The sequence below is a fragment of the Halobellus salinus genome (assembly GCF_014646875.1).
In the GTDB taxonomy this organism is placed as follows: domain Archaea; phylum Halobacteriota; class Halobacteria; order Halobacteriales; family Haloferacaceae; genus Haloquadratum; species Haloquadratum salinum.
Map to the genome: position 1 here is coordinate 1 of NZ_BMOC01000006.1, position 24,161 is coordinate 24,161.

At 65.2% G+C, this 24,161-nt stretch carries 19 protein-coding genes; 10 read left to right on the top strand and 9 right to left on the bottom strand.

What is annotated here, in order from left to right; genetic code table 11:
* The 3 genes from IEX72_RS06180 to IEX72_RS06190 all read left to right on the top strand — a co-directional run.
* Window positions 1-421 (top strand): Gfo/Idh/MocA family oxidoreductase (locus IEX72_RS06180; protein WP_268238877.1); only part of this gene is annotated, 421 nt, incomplete at its 5' end.
* 108 nt (window positions 422-529) lie between these two features.
* A complete protein-coding gene (locus IEX72_RS06185) occupies window positions 530-1,513 on the top strand; it encodes an aldo/keto reductase (protein ID WP_188786512.1) in 984 nt (327 codons plus the stop codon).
* Window positions 1,514-1,670: 157 nt separating this feature from the next.
* The gene (locus tag IEX72_RS06190; RefSeq protein WP_188786513.1) at window positions 1,671-2,360 is read left to right on the top strand and encodes a hypothetical protein; all 690 of its coding nucleotides are present in this window, start codon (window positions 1,671-1,673) and stop codon (window positions 2,358-2,360) included.
* Window positions 2,361-2,457: 97 nt separating this feature from the next.
* Here IEX72_RS06190 and IEX72_RS06195 read toward each other — a convergent pair whose 3' ends face one another.
* The 4 genes from IEX72_RS06195 to IEX72_RS06210 form a co-directional block, all read right to left on the bottom strand.
* Complete coding sequence (locus tag IEX72_RS06195; RefSeq protein WP_188786514.1) at window positions 2,458-3,594, bottom strand: ABC transporter ATP-binding protein; 1,137 nt, start codon at window positions 3,592-3,594, stop codon at window positions 2,458-2,460.
* Window positions 3,595-3,720: 126 nt separating this feature from the next.
* Entirely contained in the window at window positions 3,721-4,662 is a 942-nt protein-coding gene (locus IEX72_RS06200) for a carbohydrate ABC transporter permease (RefSeq protein ID WP_188786515.1), read from the bottom strand.
* Window positions 4,659-5,714, bottom strand: a complete 1,056-nt coding sequence (locus tag IEX72_RS06205; protein WP_188786516.1) for a carbohydrate ABC transporter permease — start codon at window positions 5,712-5,714, stop codon at window positions 4,659-4,661. Before IEX72_RS06205 ends, IEX72_RS06200 begins: the two co-directional genes overlap by 4 nt.
* A gap of 10 nt (window positions 5,715-5,724) precedes the next feature.
* Complete coding sequence (locus IEX72_RS06210) at window positions 5,725-7,080, bottom strand: ABC transporter substrate-binding protein (RefSeq protein ID WP_188786517.1); 1,356 nt, start codon at window positions 7,078-7,080, stop codon at window positions 5,725-5,727.
* Between the two features lie 219 nt (window positions 7,081-7,299).
* On the opposite strand from IEX72_RS06210, the gene IEX72_RS06215 reads away from it, so the two are divergent.
* From IEX72_RS06215 to IEX72_RS06225, 3 genes are all read left to right on the top strand, one after another.
* Window positions 7,300-8,589 carry an MFS transporter gene (locus IEX72_RS06215; protein WP_188786518.1) on the top strand — a complete coding sequence of 430 codons (1,290 nt, stop codon included), beginning with the start codon at window positions 7,300-7,302 and terminating at the stop codon, window positions 8,587-8,589.
* 231 nt (window positions 8,590-8,820) lie between these two features.
* Window positions 8,821-9,828 carry a sodium:calcium antiporter gene (locus tag IEX72_RS06220; RefSeq protein WP_188786519.1) on the top strand — a complete coding sequence of 336 codons (1,008 nt, stop codon included), beginning with the start codon at window positions 8,821-8,823 and terminating at the stop codon, window positions 9,826-9,828.
* A gap of 88 nt (window positions 9,829-9,916) precedes the next feature.
* A complete protein-coding gene (locus IEX72_RS06225) occupies window positions 9,917-10,390 on the top strand; it encodes an Lrp/AsnC family transcriptional regulator (RefSeq protein WP_188786520.1) in 474 nt (157 codons plus the stop codon).
* On the opposite strand, the gene IEX72_RS06230 is transcribed toward IEX72_RS06225, so the two are convergent.
* Complete coding sequence (locus IEX72_RS06230) at window positions 10,387-11,403, bottom strand: amidohydrolase family protein (RefSeq protein WP_188786521.1); 1,017 nt, start codon at window positions 11,401-11,403, stop codon at window positions 10,387-10,389. The genes IEX72_RS06225 and IEX72_RS06230 overlap by 4 nt on opposite strands.
* A gap of 223 nt (window positions 11,404-11,626) precedes the next feature.
* On the opposite strand from IEX72_RS06230, the gene IEX72_RS06235 reads away from it, so the two are divergent.
* Both IEX72_RS06235 and IEX72_RS06240 read left to right on the top strand, forming a co-directional pair.
* Entirely contained in the window at window positions 11,627-13,177 is a 1,551-nt protein-coding gene (locus IEX72_RS06235) for a proton-conducting transporter transmembrane domain-containing protein (protein WP_188786522.1), read from the top strand.
* Window positions 13,167-15,617, top strand: a complete 2,451-nt coding sequence (locus IEX72_RS06240; RefSeq protein ID WP_188786523.1) for a DUF2309 domain-containing protein — start codon at window positions 13,167-13,169, stop codon at window positions 15,615-15,617. The genes IEX72_RS06235 and IEX72_RS06240 overlap by 11 nt, the downstream gene beginning before the upstream one ends.
* 376 nt (window positions 15,618-15,993) lie before the next feature.
* On the opposite strand, the gene IEX72_RS06245 is transcribed toward IEX72_RS06240, so the two are convergent.
* The 4 genes from IEX72_RS06245 to sufB form a co-directional block, all read right to left on the bottom strand.
* On the bottom strand, window positions 15,994-16,638 hold the full coding sequence (locus IEX72_RS06245; RefSeq protein ID WP_188786524.1) for a cyclase family protein: 645 nt from the start codon (window positions 16,636-16,638) through the stop codon (window positions 15,994-15,996).
* Window positions 16,639-17,100: 462 nt separating this feature from the next.
* Window positions 17,101-17,637, bottom strand: coding sequence for an HTH domain-containing protein (locus IEX72_RS06250; RefSeq protein WP_188786525.1), 537 nt, complete (start codon window positions 17,635-17,637; stop codon window positions 17,101-17,103).
* A 369-nt stretch (window positions 17,638-18,006) separates the two neighbouring features.
* Window positions 18,007-18,393: a hypothetical protein gene (locus IEX72_RS06255; protein WP_188786526.1), complete on the bottom strand. Its 387-nt coding sequence runs from the start codon at window positions 18,391-18,393 to the stop codon at window positions 18,007-18,009.
* Between the two features lie 114 nt (window positions 18,394-18,507).
* The gene (gene sufB / locus IEX72_RS06260) at window positions 18,508-19,938 is read right to left on the bottom strand and encodes a Fe-S cluster assembly protein SufB (RefSeq protein ID WP_188786527.1); all 1,431 of its coding nucleotides are present in this window, start codon (window positions 19,936-19,938) and stop codon (window positions 18,508-18,510) included.
* Window positions 19,939-20,075: 137 nt separating this feature from the next.
* Here sufB and IEX72_RS06265 point away from each other — a divergent pair, with 137 nt between their 5' ends.
* The gene (locus tag IEX72_RS06265; protein ID WP_188786528.1) at window positions 20,076-21,038 is read left to right on the top strand and encodes a transcription initiation factor IIB; all 963 of its coding nucleotides are present in this window, start codon (window positions 20,076-20,078) and stop codon (window positions 21,036-21,038) included.
* Window positions 21,039-21,205: 167 nt separating this feature from the next.
* Window positions 21,206-23,932, top strand: coding sequence for a PGF-pre-PGF domain-containing protein (locus IEX72_RS06270; protein WP_188786529.1), 2,727 nt, complete (start codon window positions 21,206-21,208; stop codon window positions 23,930-23,932).
* Window positions 23,933-24,161: the final 229 nt, after the last annotated feature.

Sequence of the window (24,161 nt, forward strand, 5' to 3'; positions counted from 1 at the left end):
CCTACTCACTCCCTTTGCTACGCTTCGGTCGCTCGTTGAGGCCGGAGGCTCCACCTCCAAAACGCTGATGGGGCTCTTGGAGTACGACCGCGGCGCGATGGCGCACGTCGACGGGTCGTTCGACGCCCCCGAGGTACAACGGTACCGGGTCGAAGCCGAGAACGGGTGGGTCGAAGCCCACCCCGCGTTCACCGTCGCCAGCGACGCGCCGGCGACCCTCGACTATTCGATCGACGGCGAGGAGCACGGCGAGACGTTCAAGCCGGTCGACCAGTACGCCGAGCAGGTGACCGCGTTCGCCGACTGTGTCGACAGCGGCGCGGAGCCACGGACCGGGGGCCGAGAGGCGATCGCGAACATGCGCGTCATCGACGCCCTCTACGAGAGCGCCGAGCGTGGCGCGCCCGTGGATGTGGCGTAGGTCGCAGTTCGCGGTCACGACGTCCGATCCGGGCGTCCGAACGCGTCCGAACGCGTCGGAGCGTGCCGGCTCCCGAAGCGTTAGAAGGCTGGGCCGACAGCCTCGGACATGGACACGCGACCGCTCGGGACGACAGGGACAGACGTCACCGAGGTGGGACTCGGGACCTGGGAGATTGGCGGCGACTGGGGGGACGTGGCCGAGCGCCGGGCGCGCGAGGCGATCCGGGCCGCGCTCGATTCGGGGATCACGTTCCTCGACACCGCGGACGTGTACGGCGACGGCCGGAGCGAGCGCCTGATCCGCGAGGTGCTCGCCGACCGCGACGAGGAGCCGTTCGTCGCGACGAAGGCCGGCCGGCGGCTGGACCCCCACGTCGCGGGGGAGTACACCGAGGCCAACCTCCGGCGGTTCGTCGACGACTCCCGCGAGCGGCTCGGCGTCGAGACGCTGGAGCTCGTCCAACTCCACTGTCCGCCGACGGACGTCTACTACCAACCGGAGACCTTCGAGGCGTTGGAGACACTCCGGGATGAGGACCGCATCGACCACTACGGCGTCAGCGTCGAGCGCGTCGAGGAGGCGCTGAAGGCCGTCGAGTACCCCGGTGTGGAGACGGTCCAGATCATCTTCAACCCGTTCCGACAGCGCCCCCGGGAGACGTTCTTCCGGGAGGCCGCCGCCCGGAACGTCGGCGTCGTCGTCCGGGTCCCGCTTGCGTCGGGGCTGTTGACCGGCGCGCTCTCGGCCGACACCGAATTCCCGGAGAACGACCACCGGAACTTCAACCGCGACGGGGACGCCTTCGACGTGGGCGAGACGTTCGCCGGTGTCCCCTACGAGGACGGACTGGAGGCTGTCGACGCGGTCGAACCGCTGGTGCCGGACGGGATGTCGATGGCGCAGTTCACGCTCCGGTGGATCCTCGACCACGACGCGGTCTCGACGGTCATCCCGGGGTCTTCGTCCCCCGAACACGTCCGCGACAACGTCGCCGCCGCTGCCCTCCCGCACCTCTCGGCCGACCGCCACGCGGCCGTCCGGGAGGTCTACGACGAGTTCGTCCGCGAGCACGTCCACCAGCGGTGGTGAACGACGGCGGCGGCCCGTGGTGGCGCCGCCGGCAGTCTCGCGGCGGCGGCGAGCGACCGCGACCGACATCGTTTTGCGCCCCGCCGTCCGACCGACGCGGACGTGTCCCGGATGATCGCCGACCCCCGCAGCTGTCCCCGTCCGACAGCCACACGGGGTGAGTGAGTTGTTCGTCGACGCGCTCCGGTATCCAGTCCGGGACCGATCGCGGCTCGACGGGACGGTGAAATGTCTCGTGTCCGTCCTGGTCGCCGGCGTGTTGGTACAGGTCGCGGGGGCGCTGTGGCCCGACGTGACGTTTCTGGTGCCGGCCGCGCTTGTGCTCTTCCCCGCCGTGGTGTTCGTCGCGCTCCTCGCGGGCGTGCTCGCGGGGGAGGGGTTCCCGAGCCTCCGCACCCGGGGTTCGGCACGGCGCGCCGGCCGGTTGGCCGGCGTCACCGCGGCGTACCTCCTCCCCCCGGCCGTCGTCGTGGCCGCCGTCGGGTTCGTCACGGGAACCGGCGTCGTTCCGGTTGCCATCGAGGGCGTGACGGCGGCGACGCTCGCAACCGTGGCGCTTCTGGTCACCGTGGTGTGTGCGTACCTGTTGCCGGCGGCCGCCGTGGTTGCGGTCGAAGACGGCCTCCGGGCGGGAATTCGGCGAACGGCGCTCCGCGGGACCGCACGCGGCGCGTACTTCCTCTCGTGGGTCGGCGCCGCCGTTCTCGTGGTGCTCGCCTGGAGCGTGGTCGCGACGACGGCGACGCGGAGTGTGGCTTCGCTCGTCGGGTTCGGCGTGTTCGCGTACGCCCACGTCGCCGCCGCTGCGCTCGTCGCCGAGGGCGTCGACCGAACCACGGTGTGGTGAGCCAACCCAGAGCCGTCGGTGTCGCACGGGGTGTTGTGGCTGACTACCAGACATCACGGGGTCGGCGACGACCGGCAGTTGACCACGACGGCCCGTATCACTCCAGCGCCGCCGACAACGTCTTCGAGTCCAGTGATCGGTTGCGGAGCGCCTCGCCCGTCTCGCGGTCGAACACGTGGATCGACTCTGCGGGGATGCGAGCCACCACGTCGTCGCCGGCGGAGATCCGCGTGAACCCGTCCGCGGTCGCGATCATCGTCTCCACGCCCTCGTCGAACTTCAGGTGGACGGTGTTCTCGTCGCCCATCGGTTCGACGACGTCAACGGTGGTCGCGAAGTCGTGGTCGTTGCTCGCGGTCTCGGCCAGTTCGATGTCCTCCGGCCGGATCCCGAGAACCAGGTCGGTGGTCCCGTCGAGGGCCTCGCGGACCTCGGGGCCGAGCGGATACTCGAAGGCGTCGCCGACCAGGACGCCGCGCTCGAACCGCACGTCGAAGAAGTTCATCGAGGGTTCACCCAGAAAGCCCGCGACGAACTGGTTTGCGGGTTCGTGATAACACTCGAGCGGGGTGGCCACCTGCTGGAGCCGACCGTCGTTGAGGATGGCGATCCGGTCGCCCATGGTCATGGCCTCCGTCTGGTCGTGGGTCACGTAGACGGTGGTGACGCCCAGATCCTCCTGGAGCCGCTGGAGTTCGGTCCGCATCTGCGCCCGGAGCTTCGCGTCGAGGTTCGACAGCGGCTCGTCCATGAGGAACACCTCGGGGTCGCGCACGATGGCGCGCCCGAGTGCGACCCGCTGTTGTTGGCCGCCCGAGAGGTCCGTCGGCCGCCGTTCGAGGAGGTTGGAGATCCCGAGCAGTTCCGCGGTCTCCGACACCATCTCCGCGATCTGGTCGTCGGGGAGGTCGGTCGACTCCTCGAGCCCGAACGACATGTTCCCCCGGACGGACATGTGCGGGTAGAGCGCGTACGACTGGAACACCATCGCGATGTCCCTGTCCTGGGATTTCACGTCGTTGATCACACGGTTGTTGAGCGAGACGGTCCCGGAAGTGATCGACTCCAGACCCGCGACCATCCGCAGCATCGTGGATTTTCCACAACCCGATGGGCCGACGACCACGAGGAACTCGCCGTCGTCGATCGCCGTCGAAACGTCGTCGACGGCGACGATCTCGCCGCTGTCGTCCTGGAACGTCTTCCGTACCGAATCGAGTTCAAGCGTTGCCATATCTGTGAGTTGGGGTCTCGTACTGCCGGGTGTGGCCGACAGCGTCGGTCGATGGGCCGTTCTCGCGGCACGTCTCGGGGTCGGTTCCGCCGCCGACTCCGGGTACGAACCCGGATCGGACGCGGGTCACGCCGACACCCCCTCGGCGAACTCCTCGCCGAAGAAGATGTAGACCGCGAGCGTCGGCAGCGCCGCGAAGAACGCCCCAGCCATACGGAGCGCGAAGTCCTGGCCCTCCAGCGAGGAGCCCAGCCCCGCGAGGATCAACACGACTGGCGCCGCCGGGCTCGACTCCGTGGAAACGAGCACCAGCGTGAACAGCAGGTCGTTCCAGATCTGTGTGAACTGGTAGATGAGCACCACCGCGAACATCGGCCCCGACAGCGGGAGCACGATCCGGCGGTAGACCCGGCGGAGCGACGCTCCGTCGAGCCGGGCGGATTCGATCATCTCCGTGCTCATCGTCTTGTAGTACGTCCGGAACAGGAGCGTACAGATCGGAAGCCCGTAGGCGACGTGGGTGATGACCAACTCCACGATGCCGGCGTAGTCGTCGGGGACGCCAAGCGCCCAGACGAACGACAGGTGCTGTGCGATCCCGACCCACTGCGACCAGAACTGGGTCAGCGGGACCAGCACCGCCTGGTACGGGATGAAGATGCCCGCGACGATCAACGCGATCAGCGGCGCCTTGTACGCGCGCTTCCACGTCGGCATCGTGAGCCCGTACGCAGTGACGCTCCCAAGCACCGCCGAGATGACGGTGGCGGGCACGGCGTACAACAGGCTGTTGCCCATCCCGCGTAGTAGCGCGTCGATCGCGGTCCCCCACTTTTCGAGCGTCACTCCGTTGGCGCCCGGCGGCGCGTACGGGGCCGTCCCGATGATCGCGGTGTTCGTCTTGATCGAGGTGACCAGCCCCGACTCGATGGGGACGAGGTAGAAGCCGGCCATCACGACCAACACCGCGTACAGAACGACCTCCCCCGGACTCGTCTGCTGGACAGTCCGGCGGAGTCGTGCCACGCGGGTCGTCGCGTCCGCCCGTCGGATCTCGGCGTCGCTCATAGGTTGTTCCTCCGGTACTCGTAGACGAGATACGGGCCGATGACCGCGAGCGCCATACCGAACAGCACGATCGCGATCGCCGCCCCGTACGCCCAGTTGAGGTTCGCGTACGCCTCACGCACCATCTTGGTCGCCAGGATGTCCGCGCCGTTCGGCGGTCGGTAGCCGCCGACGAGCGAGTAGAGGAAATCGAACGCCTTCATGCCGAACACCATCAGCACGACTGCGGCGCTGATAGTCGCGCCTTTGAGCTGGGGGATGATCACCCGCCAGTACATTTTCAGCGTCGACGCGCCGTCGACCTGTGCGGCCTCGTAGTGCTCGGTGGGGATCGCGCGGAGCCCCGCGAGGTACACCACCATAGCGTACCCCGAGAACTGCCACATCAACGCGAAGATGACCGCCCAGAGGACGATCGTCTGATCCCCGAGGAAGCTGATCGGGCCGATCCCGACGGTGCCGAGAAGCAGGTTGACGATCCCGTTATTGAAGTTGTACATCCACAGCCAGAACTGCGCGGTCACCACGAACGAGAGGCTCATCGGCAGAAGGTAGATCGTCCGGAACGCGTTCTCGAAGCGGATCCCGCGGTCGATCAGGATCGCCAACAGGAGCCCGACGGCCAGCGTCGCGCCCGTGAACGCCACCAGCAGAATCAGGGTGTTGACCGCGGCGTCAATAAAGCCCGGATCGGCGAGCGCCCGGGTGTACATCTCGAAATCGAGGTTCCCGTAGTCGGGCGCGTTCGCGAACCCCCGGTAGTCAGTCAGCGAGATGAGTAGGTTCCAGATGATGGCGCCGTAGACGAACAGCGCGATCAGCAGGAACGGCGGCAGCCAGAACAGTGAGGACTCGAGGAAGTCGCTCCCGAGACGCCGGTCTACCGCCGCGCCGACGCGGGCGAGCGGCCCCGGATCCGATTCAGATCCCGGTTCCGGGACCGAGCGGTCGCTCACCACGCCGCCGTCGGTGCGGGCCTCGTTGCCGCTGGCGTTGTCGTTCCCCGACGACCGACCGAGGGCGCCGGACAGCCGACGGTAGAGGTCGAACATACGGCGGGAGTCAGTTCGACACTGCGTCTAGGAAGCCCTGCGTCGCCGCGTCGACGTTGTACGGGCCCGTGAACTCCGAGGAGATGACCTCGTTGAGTTGGGTCATCACCTCCGAGGGGACGCCGAGGCCGTGCTGGAGGTTCGGCGGTCGGAACTCCGCCTCCGCGAAGTCCTCTGCGGTCTCCTGGAGATACGGCCCGAACTCGTCTAAGCTCACGTCGGTCCGAGTGGGGATCGACCCCTTGAACTGGTTGAATGCGACCTGGGCCTCCGGGCTTCCGACGAACGAGAGCCACGTCTTCGTCGCCTCGGGCGTCGGGTTGTCCGAGGGATAGAGGAACGAATCGAAGTGGAGCGTGTACATCCCCTCCGTACCGGGGAAGGTCTTGAAGCCCCAGTCCTCGTCGTAATCGAAGTCCTCGGCGTTCCGGAACGCACCCGCCGCCCAGTTACCCTGGTGGATGAACGCGGCGTCGCCGTTGATGATGTTCTGGTTGGACTGTGTCAGCCCGATCGACGAGGCGTCCTCGCTGATGTAGTTCTCCAGCATCTCCGCGGTGGCCTCGAACGCCGCCCGGACCGCGTCCTCTGAGCCCTCGCCCGCGAGGAAGTCCATATACGGCTGGTAGCCGTTCACGCCGAGCATCACCGCGCCCCACAGCTGCGTCGTCGTCCACGTTCCCGACATTCCGTGGGTCATCGGGATCGCGTCGGTCTCGTTTTGGACCGTCTGGAGCGCGTCGATGAACGCCGAGGGGCTGTTCAGCGAGTCCACGTCGATGCCGGCGTCTTCGACGACCGAGACGTTGTAGAACAGACAGTTCAGCCGGTGTGACCCGAGCGGGACCGCGCGGTAGCTCCCGTTCTGCTGGTGGAGGTCGATGGCCTCCTGGATCATGACCTCCTCGAAGTCGTTCTCTTCCCAGACATCGTCGACGCTGCCGAGGACGCCCTCGTAGCGCAGGAGGTTCGGGCCGGGCCAGTTGGCGAACGACCCCGGGGGGTCGTTGCTCTGCAACCGGTTTGCGACGACCGCGTCGAGGTTCTGGTTGCCGCCGCCGCCGATGGGGTTGAAATCGAGCGTGGCGCCGTCGACGTTCTCGTCGAAAGCCTCCACGAGGGCGTCGGCCGCCGCGGCGCCGTCGCCGCCGGTCCAGCCATGCAGGACCTCGACGGTGTCGCCCGAAGCGCCGCCTCCGCTGTCGCCCCCGGTCGTGGTGTCACCGCCGCTGTCGCCGCCGTCGTCTCCGCCACCGCCGCCACCGCCGCCGCTACACCCGGCGATTCCTGCGAGCGCCGCGACGCCCGACGCCCGGATGAACGTTCGTCGCGACGGCAACTTCCCGTCGTCACTTTTGTGGGACATATCCATCCTAATTATTACTACACATTGTAATAAATTTTTACTTTAATGGATCCTTCGCGGGTGCCTGCAAAGAACTGATGTAGTGAGGCGCGTGTTCCTCTACCACGACATACATTACGAACGATCATTATTATTTCGGCCGTTCGGCGAGTCGGGGACCCGAACGCGTCGTCGTCCGACCGGTACGTTTGATTGCGGTGCGACCTAACCGGCGCACAGATGCGCGAGACTCCAGTACTGGACGCCCGTATCCTCTCGTTGGCGATCGCACGGATGGTCAGCGCGCTCGCGAACTCGTTTCTGGTGGTCGTGTTGCCGCTCTACATCGGGAGCGAGGCGGTGCAGCTCCCGGCCGCCACCGGGTCGACGGTGGGCGCGTTCGGGGTGGGAATCACCCTCAGCGTGGAGTTACTGATCGCGGTCGTGCTGTCGCTGTTCGGGTTTTTCAACAGCCTGAGCCAGCCCCTCACCGGGTCGTTCTCCGATCGGACCGGGCGCCGGAAGCCGTTTCTGCTCTTCGGACTGGGACTGGTTGCAACCGGGAGCGCGGGGTATCTGGTGTTCACCGACTACCTGCTCGTCCTCGCGATGCGCGGCCTCCAGGGCGTCGGCGCCGCGTTCTCGATCCCGATCGCCGTGGCGCTTGTCAACGAACTCTCCGAGTCAGGGGAACGCGGCAATAACTTCGGCCTGTTCAACACGTTTAGGCTCCTGGGGTTCGGAACCGGCCCGCTCATCGCCGGAGTTGTCGTTGCAAGCGGCCCCTACGCCGTTGCCGGGCTACCCGTGTCGGGGTTCGACGCCGCGTTCCTGGTCGCGGTCGTCGGCGCCGCAGTGAGCTTTGGGCTCGTTTCGATTCTGATCACCGACCCCGAACCAACAGAGACCGCGAGTGAGGACATCTCGATCCGCGTCCGCGGCGAGAACGGGTGGCTCGACCCGGTGTTCGCGCTCGCGCTCGCGACGATCGTTATGGCGCTGTCGATCGCGGTCTACGCGCCGCTGGCGAACGTGATCAACGACCGACTCAACCAGGGGAGTTTCCTCTATTCGATCCAGTTCGGCGCGACGGTGTTCGCGAACGTGCTGTTTCAACTCCCGATCGGCCGGCTCAGCGACCGGTACGGCCGCCGTCCCTTCTTGATCGCGGGGTTTGTCCTGCTTCTGCCCACGACGCTTGCACAGGGGCTCGTCACCTCCTCGTACGCCATGATCGCCGCCCGGTTCCTCCAGGGCCTTGCGGTCGCGGCCGTGTTCGCGCCCTCGCTGGCGCTTGCGGGGGACCTCGCGCGCGAGGGGGCGTCGGGGTCGACGCTGTCGCTTCTCACGATGGGGTTCGGGCTCGGGATCGCCTTCGGGACGCTGCTTTCGGGCGTTCTGGTTGGCTTCGGGTTCGTGGTCCCATTCGCGGCGGCGACGGGTGCCGGCGCAATCGGGCTGGCGTTGACCGTCACCCAGGTGACGGAGCCGGATTCGGAGGGGTCGGCCGCCGCTCCAGCCGTCGACTGAGACCGCCCACCGGTCCGCTCACGCCCGATTGACCTCGCCGACGGGTGTGCGGCTCTGTTCGCGGAGGACCTGCGGCGGGGAGTAGTGGCCGCCGGCGAACGTCCCGGTCGTCCGAGAGCCCGGCCACTCGTCGAACGCCCCCGCGGTCCGAGGTCGGGAGCGACCGAACCATTCGGCCGTGGTCCGACCGTATGGATACGCCTTTCAGTCTGTTCTGTGAGAGTCTGATCGATGGTCGGTGTCGCCGCTTCGGTCGGCTTAGTCGTCGTTTCGACTCTCGTGATCTGGAAGGGCAGCGAGCGTTTCGAGCGGGCCGCCAGCCGGCTGAGCAGACACTACGGCCTGCCGGTCGCGGTCCACGGCGCGGTGGTGGTCGCCGTCGGGTCCAGCTTCCCAGAGATCAGTTCGATCGTCATCAGCACCGTCGTCCACGGCGATTTCTCGCTGGGCGTCGGCGCGATCGTCGGCAGCGCGATATTCAACCTCCTCGTGATCCCGGGGCTCTCGGTGATCTTCAGCGATAATCTCGACTCGAACCGCAGCCTCGTCCACCGGGACACACAGTTTTACATCATCAGCGTGCTGTTGCTGTTCGTCGTCTTCGCGTTGGGGGCAACCTACGTCCCGGGTGGGACCAACCGGGCGGCGATCCTGACCCCACGGCTGGCTGTCCTGCTACTCGGGACCTACGGCGTCTACCTATTTCTCCACCAACAGGACGCGGACGGCCACGTCGGCGGCAACACCATCGACGTCGCTCCCGCACGCGAGTGGGGCGTCTTGGCCGTGTCGCTCGTCGTGATCGCGGTCGGCGTTGAAGGGCTCGTTCGCGCCGCGCTCGCGCTCGGGGAGGCCTTCGGGACCCCGAGCTTCCTGTGGGGGCTGATCGTGATCGCGGCCGCGACGAGCCTGCCCGACGCGTTCGTCAGTGTCAGCGCCGCGAAGGATGGAGACAGCGTCACGAGTTTGACGAACGTCCTCGGCAGCAACACGTTCAATCTCCTGGTTGCGATCCCCGTGGGAGTCCTGCTCGGAGGATCGGCGACCATCAACTTCCTGGTGGCGGTGCCGACGATGGGGTTTCTCGGCCTCGCGACGCTCGTGTTCATCGTCTTCGCCCGAACTGGTCTCGAGTTGACCGACCGGGAGGCCTACGGGTTCCTCGGGCTCTACGCCGTATTTTTGATGTGGATCACGCTAGAGTCGATCGGCGCCATCGAGACCGTCCGCGGGATCTGAGGGCCCACAGGGGAACGGGCCGCCGCCCGGGCGCGAGCGGACCTGGGCAACGTACAACGTAAAGTGGCTTTGCCGTTGATGTGGGTGTATGGCCGACGACGCGACTGACGACATCGACGAGGCGATCCTGTACGCGCTCCAGGAGGACGCCAGAAACGCGTCGTCCGGGGAGATCGCCGACCGGACCGAGACCTCGGGCAGCACCGTCCGCAAGCGGATCCAGCGGCTCGAATCCGAGGGAATCATCAAAGGTTACAGCGCGGAGGTCGACTACCAGCGGTCGGGGTATCCCCTCCGAATGCTGTTGTTCTGTACCGCATCGATTCCCGAGCGCGGCGAGATCGTCCCCGAGATCCTCGCTATCGACGGCGTGGTCTCCGTCCAGGAACTGGTGACTGGCGACCGGAACCTGCTGGTGACCGCCGTGGGCGAGTCGGACGGCGACATCACCCCCGTCGCCCAGAGACTCCTGGACATGGGCCTCACCGTCGCCGACGAGGTGCTGGTTCGCAGCCACGAGACAACGCCGTTCGGGCGGTTCGATCCGGACGCCGAGCCCTAGCGCACGACTCGCTTGACGTCCAGCCCGGTCGCCCGCCGAACAACCGCCCGGACGGGGTCTGCCGTGCCGGCGAGGTTATCCGAGTCGCCGTCGACGACGAGGAGGTCGGCCCGCTTGCCGGGTTCGATGACTCCAGTGTCAAGTCCGGCCGCGTCGGCGCCGGCCCGCGTCGCCATTCCCAGAACCTCCCGAGCGGTCACGTCGAACTGTTTGGCCGTGTACGCCATCTCACGGAGCATCGACGGGGGATTCAACATGACGTTGTCGCTCCCGAGCGCGACCGTCGTGTGGTCGAGTAACTCCCGTATCGGCGGTTTGCCCACGCTGAGGACGGTGTTCGCCCGGGGGCAGACCGCGATCGGAACCCCCTGGTCTGCGGCCCGGTCGAGGTGCTCGTCCTCGGCGTGAACCATATGTACCAGCAGGTCAGGGTCGAGGTCCAGTGCGGGGTAGATGTCGGTCGCGTCGGGTTCGCCGGCGTGGATGGCGAACGGAACGTCCTGCGCGGCGGCCGCGGTACGCTCCTCGGCAAAGTCATCGTCGTTCGCGCCGCTCGCGCCGTAGCCGTCGGCGATATCGAGCACCGACGCGCCACCGCTCCCAAAGATGAACGGGTCGATATCTAGCCCTTCGCCGGCGTCTCTGAGCGCGCGGGCGCCGGCCGGCCCCGACTCGCGGAAGTCCAGACACCGCGCCGTGCCGGTGCGGTGCATAAACCGGAGCGTCCGCCGCATCGCCGCAACCAACTCTTCGGTGTCGGCGGCGGCCAGCCGTCGGTGTTTCAGGCTGTTCGGTGGGGCGACGGCCTCGTCGAGCGAGAGGCCGACCCCGGCCTCCTTCGCAACGGAGTCGCCGAGATGGGTGTGCGCGTTGACGAGCGCCGGGAGGACGATGTCGGTCGACTCGGTGTCGGCCTCCTCTATCGCCGCGATGTGCCCGTCCTCAACGATAACGCGCCCGGAGACAGGATCGAACGATTCCCCGACGAGGACCGTCCCCGCTACCTCTTCCATACCGGAGTCCGGGCGCCCGTGATCATATGGTTTTCTACCCTCGTCGATGGGTAACCACACCGGACAGAAATCATAACGTTCTATAATACGCTACTAAAGAACGTTCTGGTAATTTAGATAGATTTAATAATCGGAGCGTTCGTTGTATGAGGTAGTGACGACCGGTGACCGTGCTCGTGGCCCCGAGCCGGCGTGAGGGTGTCGGTCGTGGATGACTCGAACGATGACGGACCAACACGGAACGACGACGGACCAACACGGAACGACGACGGACCAACACGGAACGACGACGGACCAACACGGAACGACGACCGTGGGACAGTTGCCGGCACCGACACCCACGGACTCTCGGGTGCCTTCGGTTCTGACGCGACTCGCTTGGCTCCTCTGGGTCGCGAGCCTCGGGGTCGTCGTCGCGCGGTTCGTGACTGACACCTCGTGGGGAGTCACGGGAGTCGTGGTGATAGACGGGATGACGGCCGTTATGTGGGCGGCGGTCACCTTCTTCAGTGGTATCGTCCACAGCTACTCCCGGCGTTACCTGGCCGGGAGCCGGCACATCGACCGGTTCTTCAAGCGGGTGTTCGCGTTCACACTGGCTGTGATGGTACTCGTGGCCGCGGACAGCTTTCTCCTGTTTTTAGCGGCGTGGATCGCTATGGGGCGTGTGATGGCCAACCTGATCGGCCACGTCGAGGGGTGGCCGCAGGCGCAGGCCGCCGCGGGACGTGCCCGCCGGTACTTCCTGGCGGGCGGCGCCGCGGTCGCGGTCGCGCTCGGCGCGCTGTGGTGGACAACCGGCGCGGCAGCGATCTCGGCGGTGCCGGCGGCCGTCCCGACTGCGCCACCGGCGGCCGTGCTCGTCGCTGCCGTCGCGCTCCTGCTCGCGGCGGTGATCCAGTCGGCGCTGGTGCCGTTCCACACCTGGCTCCTGTCGTCGATGACGGCGCCGACCCCGGCGTCGGCGCTCATGCACGCCGGGTTCGTGAACGCCGGCGGGGTCCTCTTGATCCGGTTCGCGCCGGTGGTCGCCGCCGACGCCGGCGTGATGCTCACGGCGGTCGTCGTCGGCGCGGCGAGCGCGATGCTCGGAAAGCTCCTGAAGACGGTTCAGACCGATGTCAAGGGCGAACTCGGCTGTTCGACAGTGGGGCAGATGAGCTTCATGATCGTGCAAGCCGGCCTCGGATATTTCGCGGCCGCGGTCACCCACCTGATCCTCCACGGGTTCTACAAGGCGTATCAGTTCCTGAGCGCGGGCGACGACGTCGACCACGAGAGCCCGACCGCGACGGCGGAGTCGGGGGCGACCACGCCGTTCGGTGTGGTCGTGACCGCCGGCACCGCACTCGCCGGTGGCGTCACCTTCGCGGCGCTGACCGGGAAGGGGACCGCACTCGACACCGGGCTCCTGCTCACGCTGCTCGTGACCCTGACGACCCTCCACGCCGCCCGGGAGGTGGTGGCCGACTCGGCGCTCCCACCCGGAGTGCGGTACGGTGCTGTGCCGGTGGTCGCGATCCCGGCGATCGCCGTCTACGCGGGCGTCTACAACGCGGTCAGCGGGCTGCTCGCCGAGGTTCCGGGGGTCGGGGAGCCGGTGGCGTTGACCCCGGTCCACGGGGTGGTCGCCGTCGCGTTCGTCGTGGCGTACGTCGCCGTCGAGACTCGTGTCTACACGCGCAGCCGGCGGCTCTACGTCACGCTTCTGAACGCCACCCAACCCGCGCCCGAAACCCAACTCACCACGACGGAGGAGTACAATGAGTACTGACCCGAGCCACGCCACCATCGACGATCGCATCGACGCCGCGGCCGAGTCTGTCGGCGCCGCGTGGCCGCTCCACTCGTTCGTCACGGCAAACCCCCTCGCGGGGTTCGAGGATCGGCCGTTCCACGAGGCCGTCGGCGAGGCCGAACGCATCCTCGGCGGCGACGGCTACCCGAGTGTGGCCACCTTCCGCCGCGCGTGGGCGGATGGGCGGATCGACCCGGAGCTCCTGCGTGCGGAACTCGACGCCCACGGGTACGACACCGACCCCAACGCGTCGCTCTCTGCGATGGCGGCCGCGGCGTCGACCGACGACCCCGACACGGAATCGGCCGCGGCCGACCGGGTCGACGCCGTCGTCACGAAGTGGCTGTCGGCGTTCCTCGATCAGGGGCAGGCCAAGTGGCCGATGCCGGAGCGCGAACGCGGCTTCTACGACGCGTTTCGGGCGGTGGCCCGTCACGACAGCGACATCCCGGGGTCGGACGCGGTCGCGGAGCTGCCCGACAACCCAGTCGACGCGATCCGGAACGCACTCAATGGACACCCCAAAGACGAGTGGGAGGAGATCATAGCGTTCCACCTGACCGCACTGCCCGGGTGGACCGGGGTGATCAAGCAGCGCGTCGCTGACGGCGACGCCTGGCAGTCGGCGTACCCGATCACGCTTCGGGGCTACCTGGCAGTGCGGCTGGCGCTCGTTGAGCGGTTCGACGCTCCGATTGCGCCGACCGAATCATCGGACGGAAGCGGCCCGACAGCGTCGGACGCCCCGGGCGTCCCGCTTCCCGGGGTGTGGTTGACCGCGTGGGAGCGGAGCTACCGGTCGGCGCTGACCGGGGTGATCGCCGACGCGAGCGAGCGGCTCGCTGCGAGCTCCGACCCCCGAGACGGCGGCCGCCCCGACGCCCAGTTCGTGTTCTGCATCGACACGCGGTCGGAGATCATCCGGCGGCACATCGAGGCAGCCGGCGACTACGAGACGCACGGCTACGCCGGATTCTTCGGGATTCCGATGCGTTACGACGGCTACGGGTCTGACGTGACCGTCGACGCCTGCCCGCCGATCGTCGACGCGGCCCATCACATCGACGACCGGCCTGCGACGGTAGACAGCCCGAAGAGAGCCAGGTACGACACCTGGAGCGCCACGCTCGAAACAGTGGCGGGCGCACTCGACGATCTCCGGTCGAACGCCGCGACGGCGTACAGCTTCGTCGAGACCGCCGGCGCGGGGTATGGCGTTGGGCTGGCCCTCCGAACGCTCCTCCCCGAGCGCTTCTACGACCTGCTCGCCGCCACCGACCGGCGGACGCCCGACGCGCACGAGTTCTGCGCCCCCGATTTCGACGAGAGGCCGGGCGACAGCACCGGCCTGCCACACGGGCTCTCGCTCGACGAGCGGGTCGAGTACGCCGCCACAGCGTTCGAGCTGATGGGGTTCGAGGAGTTCGCCCGCGTGGTTGTCTTCGCGGGCCACGCCAGCCGGACCGCGAACAACCCGTTCGGGTCCGCCCTGGACTGCGGCGCCTGCGCCGGCAACCCCGGCGGCCCGAGCGCTCGCGTGCTCGCGACGATCTGTAACGACGACGCGGTCAGGGCGGCACTCCGCGAACGCGGGATCGACGTGCCGGAGGAGACCGTTTTCGTCGCCGGCGAACATAACACCACCACCGACGAGGTAAGGCTGTACGACGGCACCGTCCCCGACACTCACACCGACGACATCCGGCGGCTCCGAGCCGACCTCGAGACCGCACGCGCGGGTGCGGCCACAGAGCGGACCGGCGACATGGGTTGCGATGTCGACTCGGGCGTCCGCGAGACCGAGCGTCGCGCCGCCGACTGGGCCGAGACCCGCCCGGAGTGGGGGCTGGCCGGGAACGCGGGGGTTGTGATCGGCCCGCGGGAACTCACCGCGGGGGTCGACCTGGACGGCCGGTCGTTCCTCCACTCCTACGACTGGCGGACCGATCCCGACGGCGACGCCTTGGCGGCCATCCTCACGGGGCCGATGGTTGTCACTCAGTGGATCAACGCCCAGTACTACTTCGCGACGGTCGACACCGCGGTCTACGGCAGCGGGTCGAAGGTGACGCAGAACCCCGTCGGCAACGTTGGTGTCTACCAGGGCAACGGGGGCGACCTGCTGACCGGGCTCCCCCTACAGTCGGTGCGGAGCGCGGACGACGAGCCGTACCACCAGCCGCTCCGGCTCTCAACGGTCGTTCACGCTCCGGTCGACCGCGTGACAGCGGTCCTCGCCGACCACGACGACCTGGCGGGCCTGCTGGACAACGGGTGGCTCTCCGTGACTGTCGTCGACCCGGAGCAGGATCACCACGCGTTCCACTACACTGGTGACCTCGAGTGGACGCCGGCGTCGGTGTCGGCGGCCGCGACTCCCGCGTCCGAGCCCGCAGCCCAGCCCGCAGACGACTGAGTGGTGACATTCCCCCACGAGTAAGGTCTGGACGGCGGTGGCTCACTAGTCAGGAATGGAGCCTCGGGGGGTGGGCACCCGCCGGGCTCCGACTGGAGACAACAGGACACGGGGCCGTGAACCGCTGGGACCCAGCCCTGTCAGTGTGATACGTTGGCTTCGAGCGGTTTGAGCGTTGTCCTCGGCCGGGACGGCCGCGTCTGGTCGACCCGGGTTGCGCGGAGAACCACTGACCGTCGAGAGTCCCGTCGGTCCGGTGGGACCCACGGTCCCGCTGGAACCCGGTGCGTCGCACCGGCGGTGGAACAAGCGTGACATCGACGGACGCGAAGCGTCTATCGGGACCGGAAGGGGCCACGGAGCGCCCGAAGCGGAACTACTCCGGAACGACACCCACGGCTCGGACGGGCGCGCCGTCGCCGGCCAGCGCCATCGGGTACGCCCGGAGTTCGAACCGCTCGGGCACCTTGCCGAGGTTGGTGAGATTCTCGAGAATCAGCAGGTCGTTTCCGAGCAGCGTGTGGTGGATTCGAAAGTCGGCGGGTTCGTCCTCGCGGGCGTTCTCCGTCGGCGTCGGGTCGGGGTTGAGCGCATCGACGGCGACGGCGAGTCCGCGGTCGGCACACGCGCCGGCGGCCGCCGGCGAGAGGTAGGGGTGATCGAGGTACGCCGGTGTCCCCCAGTGGGCGTCCCACCCTGTCCGGAAAGCGACGAGGTCGGCGCCGGCGTCGACGTCGGGGACCCGGCTCAGGGGGATGGGCTGTCGCGCGCTGAGGTCGCGGCAGTCGGCGACCGCCGCGTCGAACACGAACCGATCGACCGGGTACGAACTCAGGGTTCGGCCGCCGGGTTCGGTGTGCGCCGGCGCGTCCACGTGCGTCCCGGTGTGACTCCCACACCGGACGGTGTCAACGTGGAACCCGTCCGAGTCGTGCGTCGCGTATGGGTGCACCTCGACTGCGGGGTCGCCGGGGTAGGTCTGCATTCCGGTGTCGATCGGGTGGCTGAGGTCAACCTGCATACCTGCTGTGTGGAACCGAACCGACTAAGAGATACGCTGCCGGAACCGCAACGTATGCCGGATCGCGCCCGGAGCGACTGAACCACTCCGGTTCGGACAACGTCAGATCAAAGACGGGTACAAACGCTCCCGAGGCGGGCCCACACGACCTCCGCCACCACCGGGATCGGCGTCGTCGACCCGACGGTCGCGCCGGGTACCGGGACGCCGGAAGGCGGAGGGCGGAGAGCGGAGAGCGGAAGGCGGAGGGCGGAGAGCGGAAGGCGGAGGGCGGAGAGCGGAAGGCGGAGGGCGGAGAGCGGAAGGCGGAGGGCGGAGAGCGGAAGGCGGAGGGCGGAGAGCGGAAGGCGGAGGGCGGAGAGCGGAAGGCGGATTGGGTACCGAACGGCCGTGTTCGTCTCCGCCCGCCGAGCACCGTCGCCGGGGGTGGTGTTCAGTAGCACGCAGTCGGAGCGGTCGGTATCAGTCGGCAGCCATCGGCTCGGTGGACGTCGTCATCCGGCCGACATCGAGGGTGATCGTGCCGGACGTGGGTTCGACCGCTTCGACCGTCCCCGAGACCTGCAGGTCGGTCGACGGGGTCGGGCCGAGCGTGACGTGCTCGCCCTGTGAGAAGTGTCGAACCGAGCCCCGAACGGTGACTTCCGCACGGCACTGGGTCGGGCTGTGGACAGTCACGAAATCGATCTTTTCGACGTTGACATCGCGGACAGCCTGGTCGTTCTGTGCAACCGGGACGTCGGCGGGGTCGTCCAACCCCTCGCTGTCCAGGGTGCGGTAGGCTGCCGCGGTGGGTTTGTATCCGCCCCTCGGCCCGGGCACCCCCTCGACCAACTTGAGCGCGCTCAGACTCTGGATCTGGTTTCGGATCGTTCCGGGGTTCCGGTCGAGTCTGTCCGCGATGTCCGAACCGCTCACAAGCGGCGTCTCGTCGTTGGCCAGTTCAACAACCGACTGAAGGATGCGCCGCTGGTGTTGGCTCAACTGTGGGGTTGTCATACTCTACCGTGCGTCCTGGATATTTATAAATGTTTTCTATATGCGGAAAATAGGAATAGTATGTGTTAATATCGATCTTGTGGGTTTGTTTTATTTACACAAACAGAACAAAAAGATAACTTTGTGTGTTTCTGTTTGGCAGAGGATTTCGCCGAGTTCTCTTCGGGAGCGATTGGTGCGTGCTGGGTGTCGACCGGAACTGGCTCCCGGGGGCGGGTGTCGACCCGTACCACGCCTACTGGAGAGCGAACTCAAGGGCACCGCCAGGAGTCGAAGCACGGGGGTTGTCGGCGTCGATACCAGCATCCGGGCCGTCCGGCGTACGGTTCTGATTCGGTGAACCCGGTCGGTGCGTGCTCTGAGTTGGTATCAAACTTTTGAGTTCTCTTTCGTCATCCGGATATGTATTATGCCCTGCGCTTCAATTTCGTCTCTCACTGCCGGTGGGAGCGTTTCCAGTGTCTGGTCAGTCTGTGGGTTAATTGATACGCCGTCGGCCTTGATCGCAACCAACTTGCCGGACCGACCGTGTGCGGCGACTTCGAACTCAAACGGCCGGCCACGTTCGTCGGTGCTGTGGACCCAGACTTTCGCGAGCCCGTTTGCACTCTCCCAGTGAACGCTGTTCGTGACGGTGAGAGAGCCGGCCGGCGGGACACACGAAGAACCACACGCCGGACACCGTGCCGGATGTGGCCGCTCGCCGAGGTACGTATACGCTGCCCCGCACCGGTAGCACTGGAGTGGGAGGATCATTGGTAGTCACTCACTCACCCCTCACAGGCGCCCCGCTCGTCCTGGGTTGACGGACGTCAACAAGACACGCGTCAGCACACGAAGCGTCAAATCGGAAGTAGCCCTCACGGACGACTACCCGAGGCTCCCTTCCATCTCGAGTTCGACGAGCCGGTTGAGTTCGACCGCGTACTCGATGGGCAGTTCCTCCGTGATCGGCTCGATGAAGCCCGAGACGATCATCTGCTTTGCGTCGTCGTCGTCGAGGCCGCGCGACTGGAGATAGAAGACGTCCTCATCGCCGATTTTGCCGACCGTCGCCTCGTGGGCGACGTCGACGTTCGACTCGTTGATCTCCATGTACGGCATCGTGTCCGACGTCGACTCGTTGTCGAACATCAGCGCGTCACACTCGACGGACGTCGAGGAGTTCTCGGCGCCGTCGGCGATGTGGACCAAGCCGCGGTAGTTCGTTCGGCCGCCGTCTTTCGAGACCGACTTCGACTCGATGGTCGACTTCGTGTTCGGCGCGTTGTGGTAGACCTTCGCGCCGGTGTCGATGTTCTGACCCTCGCCCGCGAAGGCGATGGTGATGTGGTTGTCCGTCGCACCCGGCCCCTTCAGGATCGTCGATGGATACAGCATCGTTGCCTTCGAACCCATCGACCCGGAAATCCACTCCATAGTCGCACCTTTCTCAGCGATTGCGCGCTTTGTGTTGAGGTTGTAGGTGTTCTTTGACCAGTTTTGCACCGTCGAGTACTGGACGTGAGCATTCTCCTTTACAATCACCTCAACGCCGCCGGAGTGGAGGTTGAACGCCGAGTACTTGGGTGCAGAACAGCCCTCGATGTAATGAACCTCGGAGTTGGGTTCGGCCACGATGAGGGTGTGCTCGAACTGGCCCATCCCCTCGGAGTTCATCCGGAAATACGCCTGGACCGGCATCTCGACGGTCACGTCTTCGGGAACGTAGACGAACGAGCCGCCGGACCAGATGGCACCGTGCAGCGCGGCGAACTTGTTGTCGCTCGGCGGCACGCACTTGCCCATGAAATACTCGCGGACGATTTCTTCGTGCTCTTGGACGGCCTCGTCCATATTGCAGAAGATGACGCCCTTCTCTTCCCAACGCTCCTGCATGTTCTGGTAGACAACCTCGGACTCGTACTGGGCACCGACACCGGAGAGCGCATTCTTCTCTGCTTCCGGAATCCCGAGTTTATCGAACGTATCCTTGATGTCCTCGGGCAGCTCCTCCCAGTCGTCAACGCCGGCGCGGACGTCAACGTCGGGGCGGATATACGGCACAATTTCATTGACGTCGACCTCGGAGAGGTCCGGCTGTCCCGGCCAGCCAGTTGGCATCGGCATCTCTTGCCAGAGGTTCAGCGCGCGGAGTCGTCGCTTCAACATCCATTCGGGCTCGTTTTTGTCCTCGGAGATGAGCCGTATCGTCTCCTCTGTCAACCCCTGGTCAGTCTTGAATGCGGCCGCCTCCTCTTTCTTGAAGTCGAACCGGTCTTCGGTATCGGTCTCGCGAAGGTGCTGTTGATCTGAGCTCATCGCCTGAACCTTGTCGCCTCGAAGAATAAATCTAGGGGCCCAAACGAAGAATTTGTAACTACAATACATTTCTTTAATGGTCTGTGTGAACTACTTGTGGTCACAAACGTTTACTGTTGGTGGGCTGATGTGGGGGTATGGACCACCAGACTCACGAGACGACTGATCCGACTGAAGAGTCACAAACAGAGCGCTCAGAAAAACACCGGTGCCCTGAGTGTGGTGAAACGGTGCGGATGAAAAACGACACGGCCGAACAGGTGTGTACCGCCTGTGGATTAGTTGTTGATGAGCAGCGTATTGACCACGGGCCGGAATGGCGTGCCTTCGACGCGGCTGAAAAGGCAGCGAAGTCACGCGTCGGGGCTCCTACGACACACTTGATGCACGACAAGGGGCTTTCGACCAATATCGGCTGGCAGAACCAAAGCACATACCAGAGTTCAGTGTCGCCGCGAAAGCGGCAGCGACTGCAGCGATTACGGACGTGGAACAAACGATTCCGTACACGGGATTCGAAAGAGCGCAACCTCAAGCAGGCGCTCGGCGAGATCGATCGGATGGCCTCCGCACTGGGAGTACACAAGCCGACGCGCGAGACTGCAAGCGTGATGTACCGCCGGGCGTTGGAGGACGACCTCTTACCGGGGCGTTCAATCGAGGGGGTTGCAACCGCGGTTCTGTATGCCGCGACGCGGATGGATGGCGTCGCACGCACGATCGACGAAATCGCTGCTGTCAGTCGTGTCGACGCACTGGAGATCAAGCGTACCTACAGGTACGTTGTTCGGGAACTGTACCTGCAGATCCCGCCGACTGACCCAATCGAATACGTCGGTCGTATCGCTTCCAAGCTGGACTGTAGCGACGATACGACGCGACAGGCTCGCCAGTTGATCGAGGCTGCCACGGCCCGCGGCGTTCACAGCGGAAAACATCCCGTTGGTATTGCTGCGAGTGCTGTCTATGCGGCGGGGAAGCTCTGTGATGAAACTATCACACAGGACGAGGTGTCCGAGGTTGCTGACATCAGTAATGTCACGATTCGGAACCGGTATCGTGAGGTCCTGGCCGCCTACGAGGACGATCACAGCGGCTGAAAGTTCTGGAGATTTCACCGCGGTGTCTGCGGGCACAGTTACCAGTGTGTGGGAGTGAGGTGTATATCGGACGCTGCCCGACCATATTCGATAAGTATCGGGTTATTCCATACACCTCCAATATATGTAGGAGAATAAAAGTTAATCAATTGACAGCATCTTCGAGTGTGAACCTGGTTGTCGCACTAAAGATTGGACTCGCTGCACTGTTCGTGGTCGTCGCTGCCACAGCCGGATTGAATGTAGGCGCGACGACAACCAACATCGACCTAACCGCAGGGGTGACCGACGACACCTCGGCCGTCGAGGGGGGTACAGTCAACGGTCAGATTACCGCTGACACGAATAACACCGATGTCCAGTTGTTTCTCGACCTTGATCAGAATGACACAGTCGACAGCGGGGAGCCGACACTGACCGTTTCGGCGAGCGAGTTTGGGACCGGCTCGTCCGTCACGGCGCCGTTCTCCGGGCTGTCGGTTCCGAACGGGGTCAATGACAGTGCTACCGACATCGTCGCAGTCCAGCAGAACACGACGCTTGGTGTCGGCGACACGGTGACGCCGGACAGCACCGAGACAACGGCTCTCAACGACGCCTCCGACGGCCGGTTGATTGTCGACAACGACTCAAGTGAAGGCGAGTTCGACACGGTTCAGGCGGCGGTCGATGCGGCGACGAGCGGCGACACGATACGGGTGAGAAACGGGACGTACAACGAGTCAGTCACAATCAAGACATCGAATATCACACTCATCGGGGTGAACAATCCGGTAATCGTTGGTAACGGCACGAACAGTGGGAGTCAGCCCCACGCCGCAATTCACGTTCATGGGAAGGGACCGACAAAGCAGACGACAGTAGAAGGGTTCACTATTCGAAATCCGGATGGGCATTACGGCGTCTACGCCGGGACAGGTGGCTCCGATAGCGATGTCGATGGGTTCGAACTACGGGAAAACGTAATCAGGGATGTTGCCACCAACCTGAGCAGCCACGACCCACTGGCCGGTACCGTCAGTGGGCTATACGTTCGCGCACAGTACGACAGCGTCGTTGTCGAAAACAACACCGTCGAAAACGTCAACACGTCCGGTGACTCGTCCCAGAACGCCGTAGGACTGAGTTTCTCCAGTTTCATCGGCGACGCCGCGTTCAATAGCAGCGATGGGACAAGCGAGGCCGGAAGCAACACCACAGTCAGCAACAACAGTATCACCAACATCTCCGGCGCTACGGACAGTCGAACAAAGGGAATCTCGGCCAGCGGGGAGTTCGACGGCCTGACAATCGAGAACAACACCGTCACCAACGTTTCGGCACCGGGACAGACGAGTACCGTTCTCGGTATCACGCTAACGGAGAACCCACCCAAATCAGGTGTTGATCCGGATAACGACGGCACCGACGAGCGAATCGGGCCGCGGAACTTCACCATTCAAAATAACACGGTCGACCGGATCACCGGCGGGACACCAGCCGGCGTGTTCGTCGGTGGGTACGAGGAACTCGGCGGGTCACACGTGGTCGCCAACAACACAATCAACGCGTCGGTATCACGATACAACGACGACCAGCCTGGATTCAACTTTACAGACGCCGACGGGCTGACCTTCCGCGATAACGACGTCACGGCATCGCAGGTCGCCCTCGACCTTGATCGGGTCGGCGCCGTCTCGGGCAACAGTCTCTCCACATCGACGCCGCCCAACGCGCGAATCGACGCCACTCGTGACCGTTCCGATATCGCCGCCGGGGACGTTGCACCGGTGACCACTCGGTTGCAGACGCTTGTGTCGAACAACGATGTCACGACAACAACGCCGGCGACGGTGGTGGACATCTCACTCGACAATCCGAGCGGGCGGTCGCTGAACCTGAGTGTCACGACCACCGGCAACGTCTCCGGGTCCACGCTTTCGGTGGCGCTCGGCAATGCGACGAACAGCAGTGGAAGCGACCTGAGTGTCGGCGAGTTCACCGAGACGAAAAACGCCGACGGGACGTTCACGTACAATGCGTCAGTCGAAGCCGATGTCGCGTCGGGGTCGATGAAAACGTACGAAGCCAACGTGACCAAAGTGGATGACAACACCGATCCGGACGGCAAACTGCCGATGTCTCGGAGCCGCACACTGTCCAGAGCGACGCTTGACGGCAGCACGGCGACCGTCTCAACAGGATCGACAGTGGTTTCTGAGGCGTCTATTGATCTCGGAGACACCACCGCCGATACCGACGTGACCGTCTCAGCGGTGTCAAGCCTGCCCGACACGCAAGAACGAAATTTTTCCGCATTGGCGAGTGAGGTCAACGTTGTGGACGATGATGACACGGTCATCTCAGCGCTCAACATCAATCCGGGTTCATCACTCGCCGACACGAGCGCTTCGCTGCAGTTCACCGTCGCAAAGTCGAGCATCGGTGATCCGGAGGGCCTCGTCGTCACACGGTACAACGGTACGGGGTACGAAACGCTACCGACAACGGTCGTCGAGTCGGACAGCACCGACGTCACACTCGAGGCTCAGACTCCTGGTTTCTCGCTGTTCGTAGTCGTCGAGACCGACACATCACAAGGGGGTGGGGGCAATGGTGGTGGCAGCGACGGAGGTGGGAGCGTGGACGCTACTTCTTCAGCAACCCCGACGCCGACGCCGACGCCGACCCCGACCCCGACCCCGACCCCGACCCCGACCCCGACGCCAACGCCGACCCCGACCCCAACCCCAACCCCGACCCCGACGCCAACGCCGACCCCGACCCCGACATCGACTCCAACCCCGACCACGGATGGAGGGCCGACATTCGGTGGGTCCGGTCTCCTTGCGGTGGGAGTCGCATCGATCCTTTTACTCGCATTGTTCGCACTCCGGTGGTATCTCAGTGAGTAGAAGACAGGCCCTTTGGCAGGGTACTGCTGTGTTGAGTGTGTGATGTTCTCTCCGCGCTAAGGCTCGGGGTTTTCTGATTGAACCTCCCGTGGTCCAGTAGTCCGTGTTCACGTTGTTGTACTGACACTCGGTACTTCCCAACCGAGGAATCGGAAGCCGAGCTGAGTCGGTGTGAGTCGTTCGAACTCGGAGCGGCAGGTTACTGAACTGAAGCATCAGTCTCGGAGAA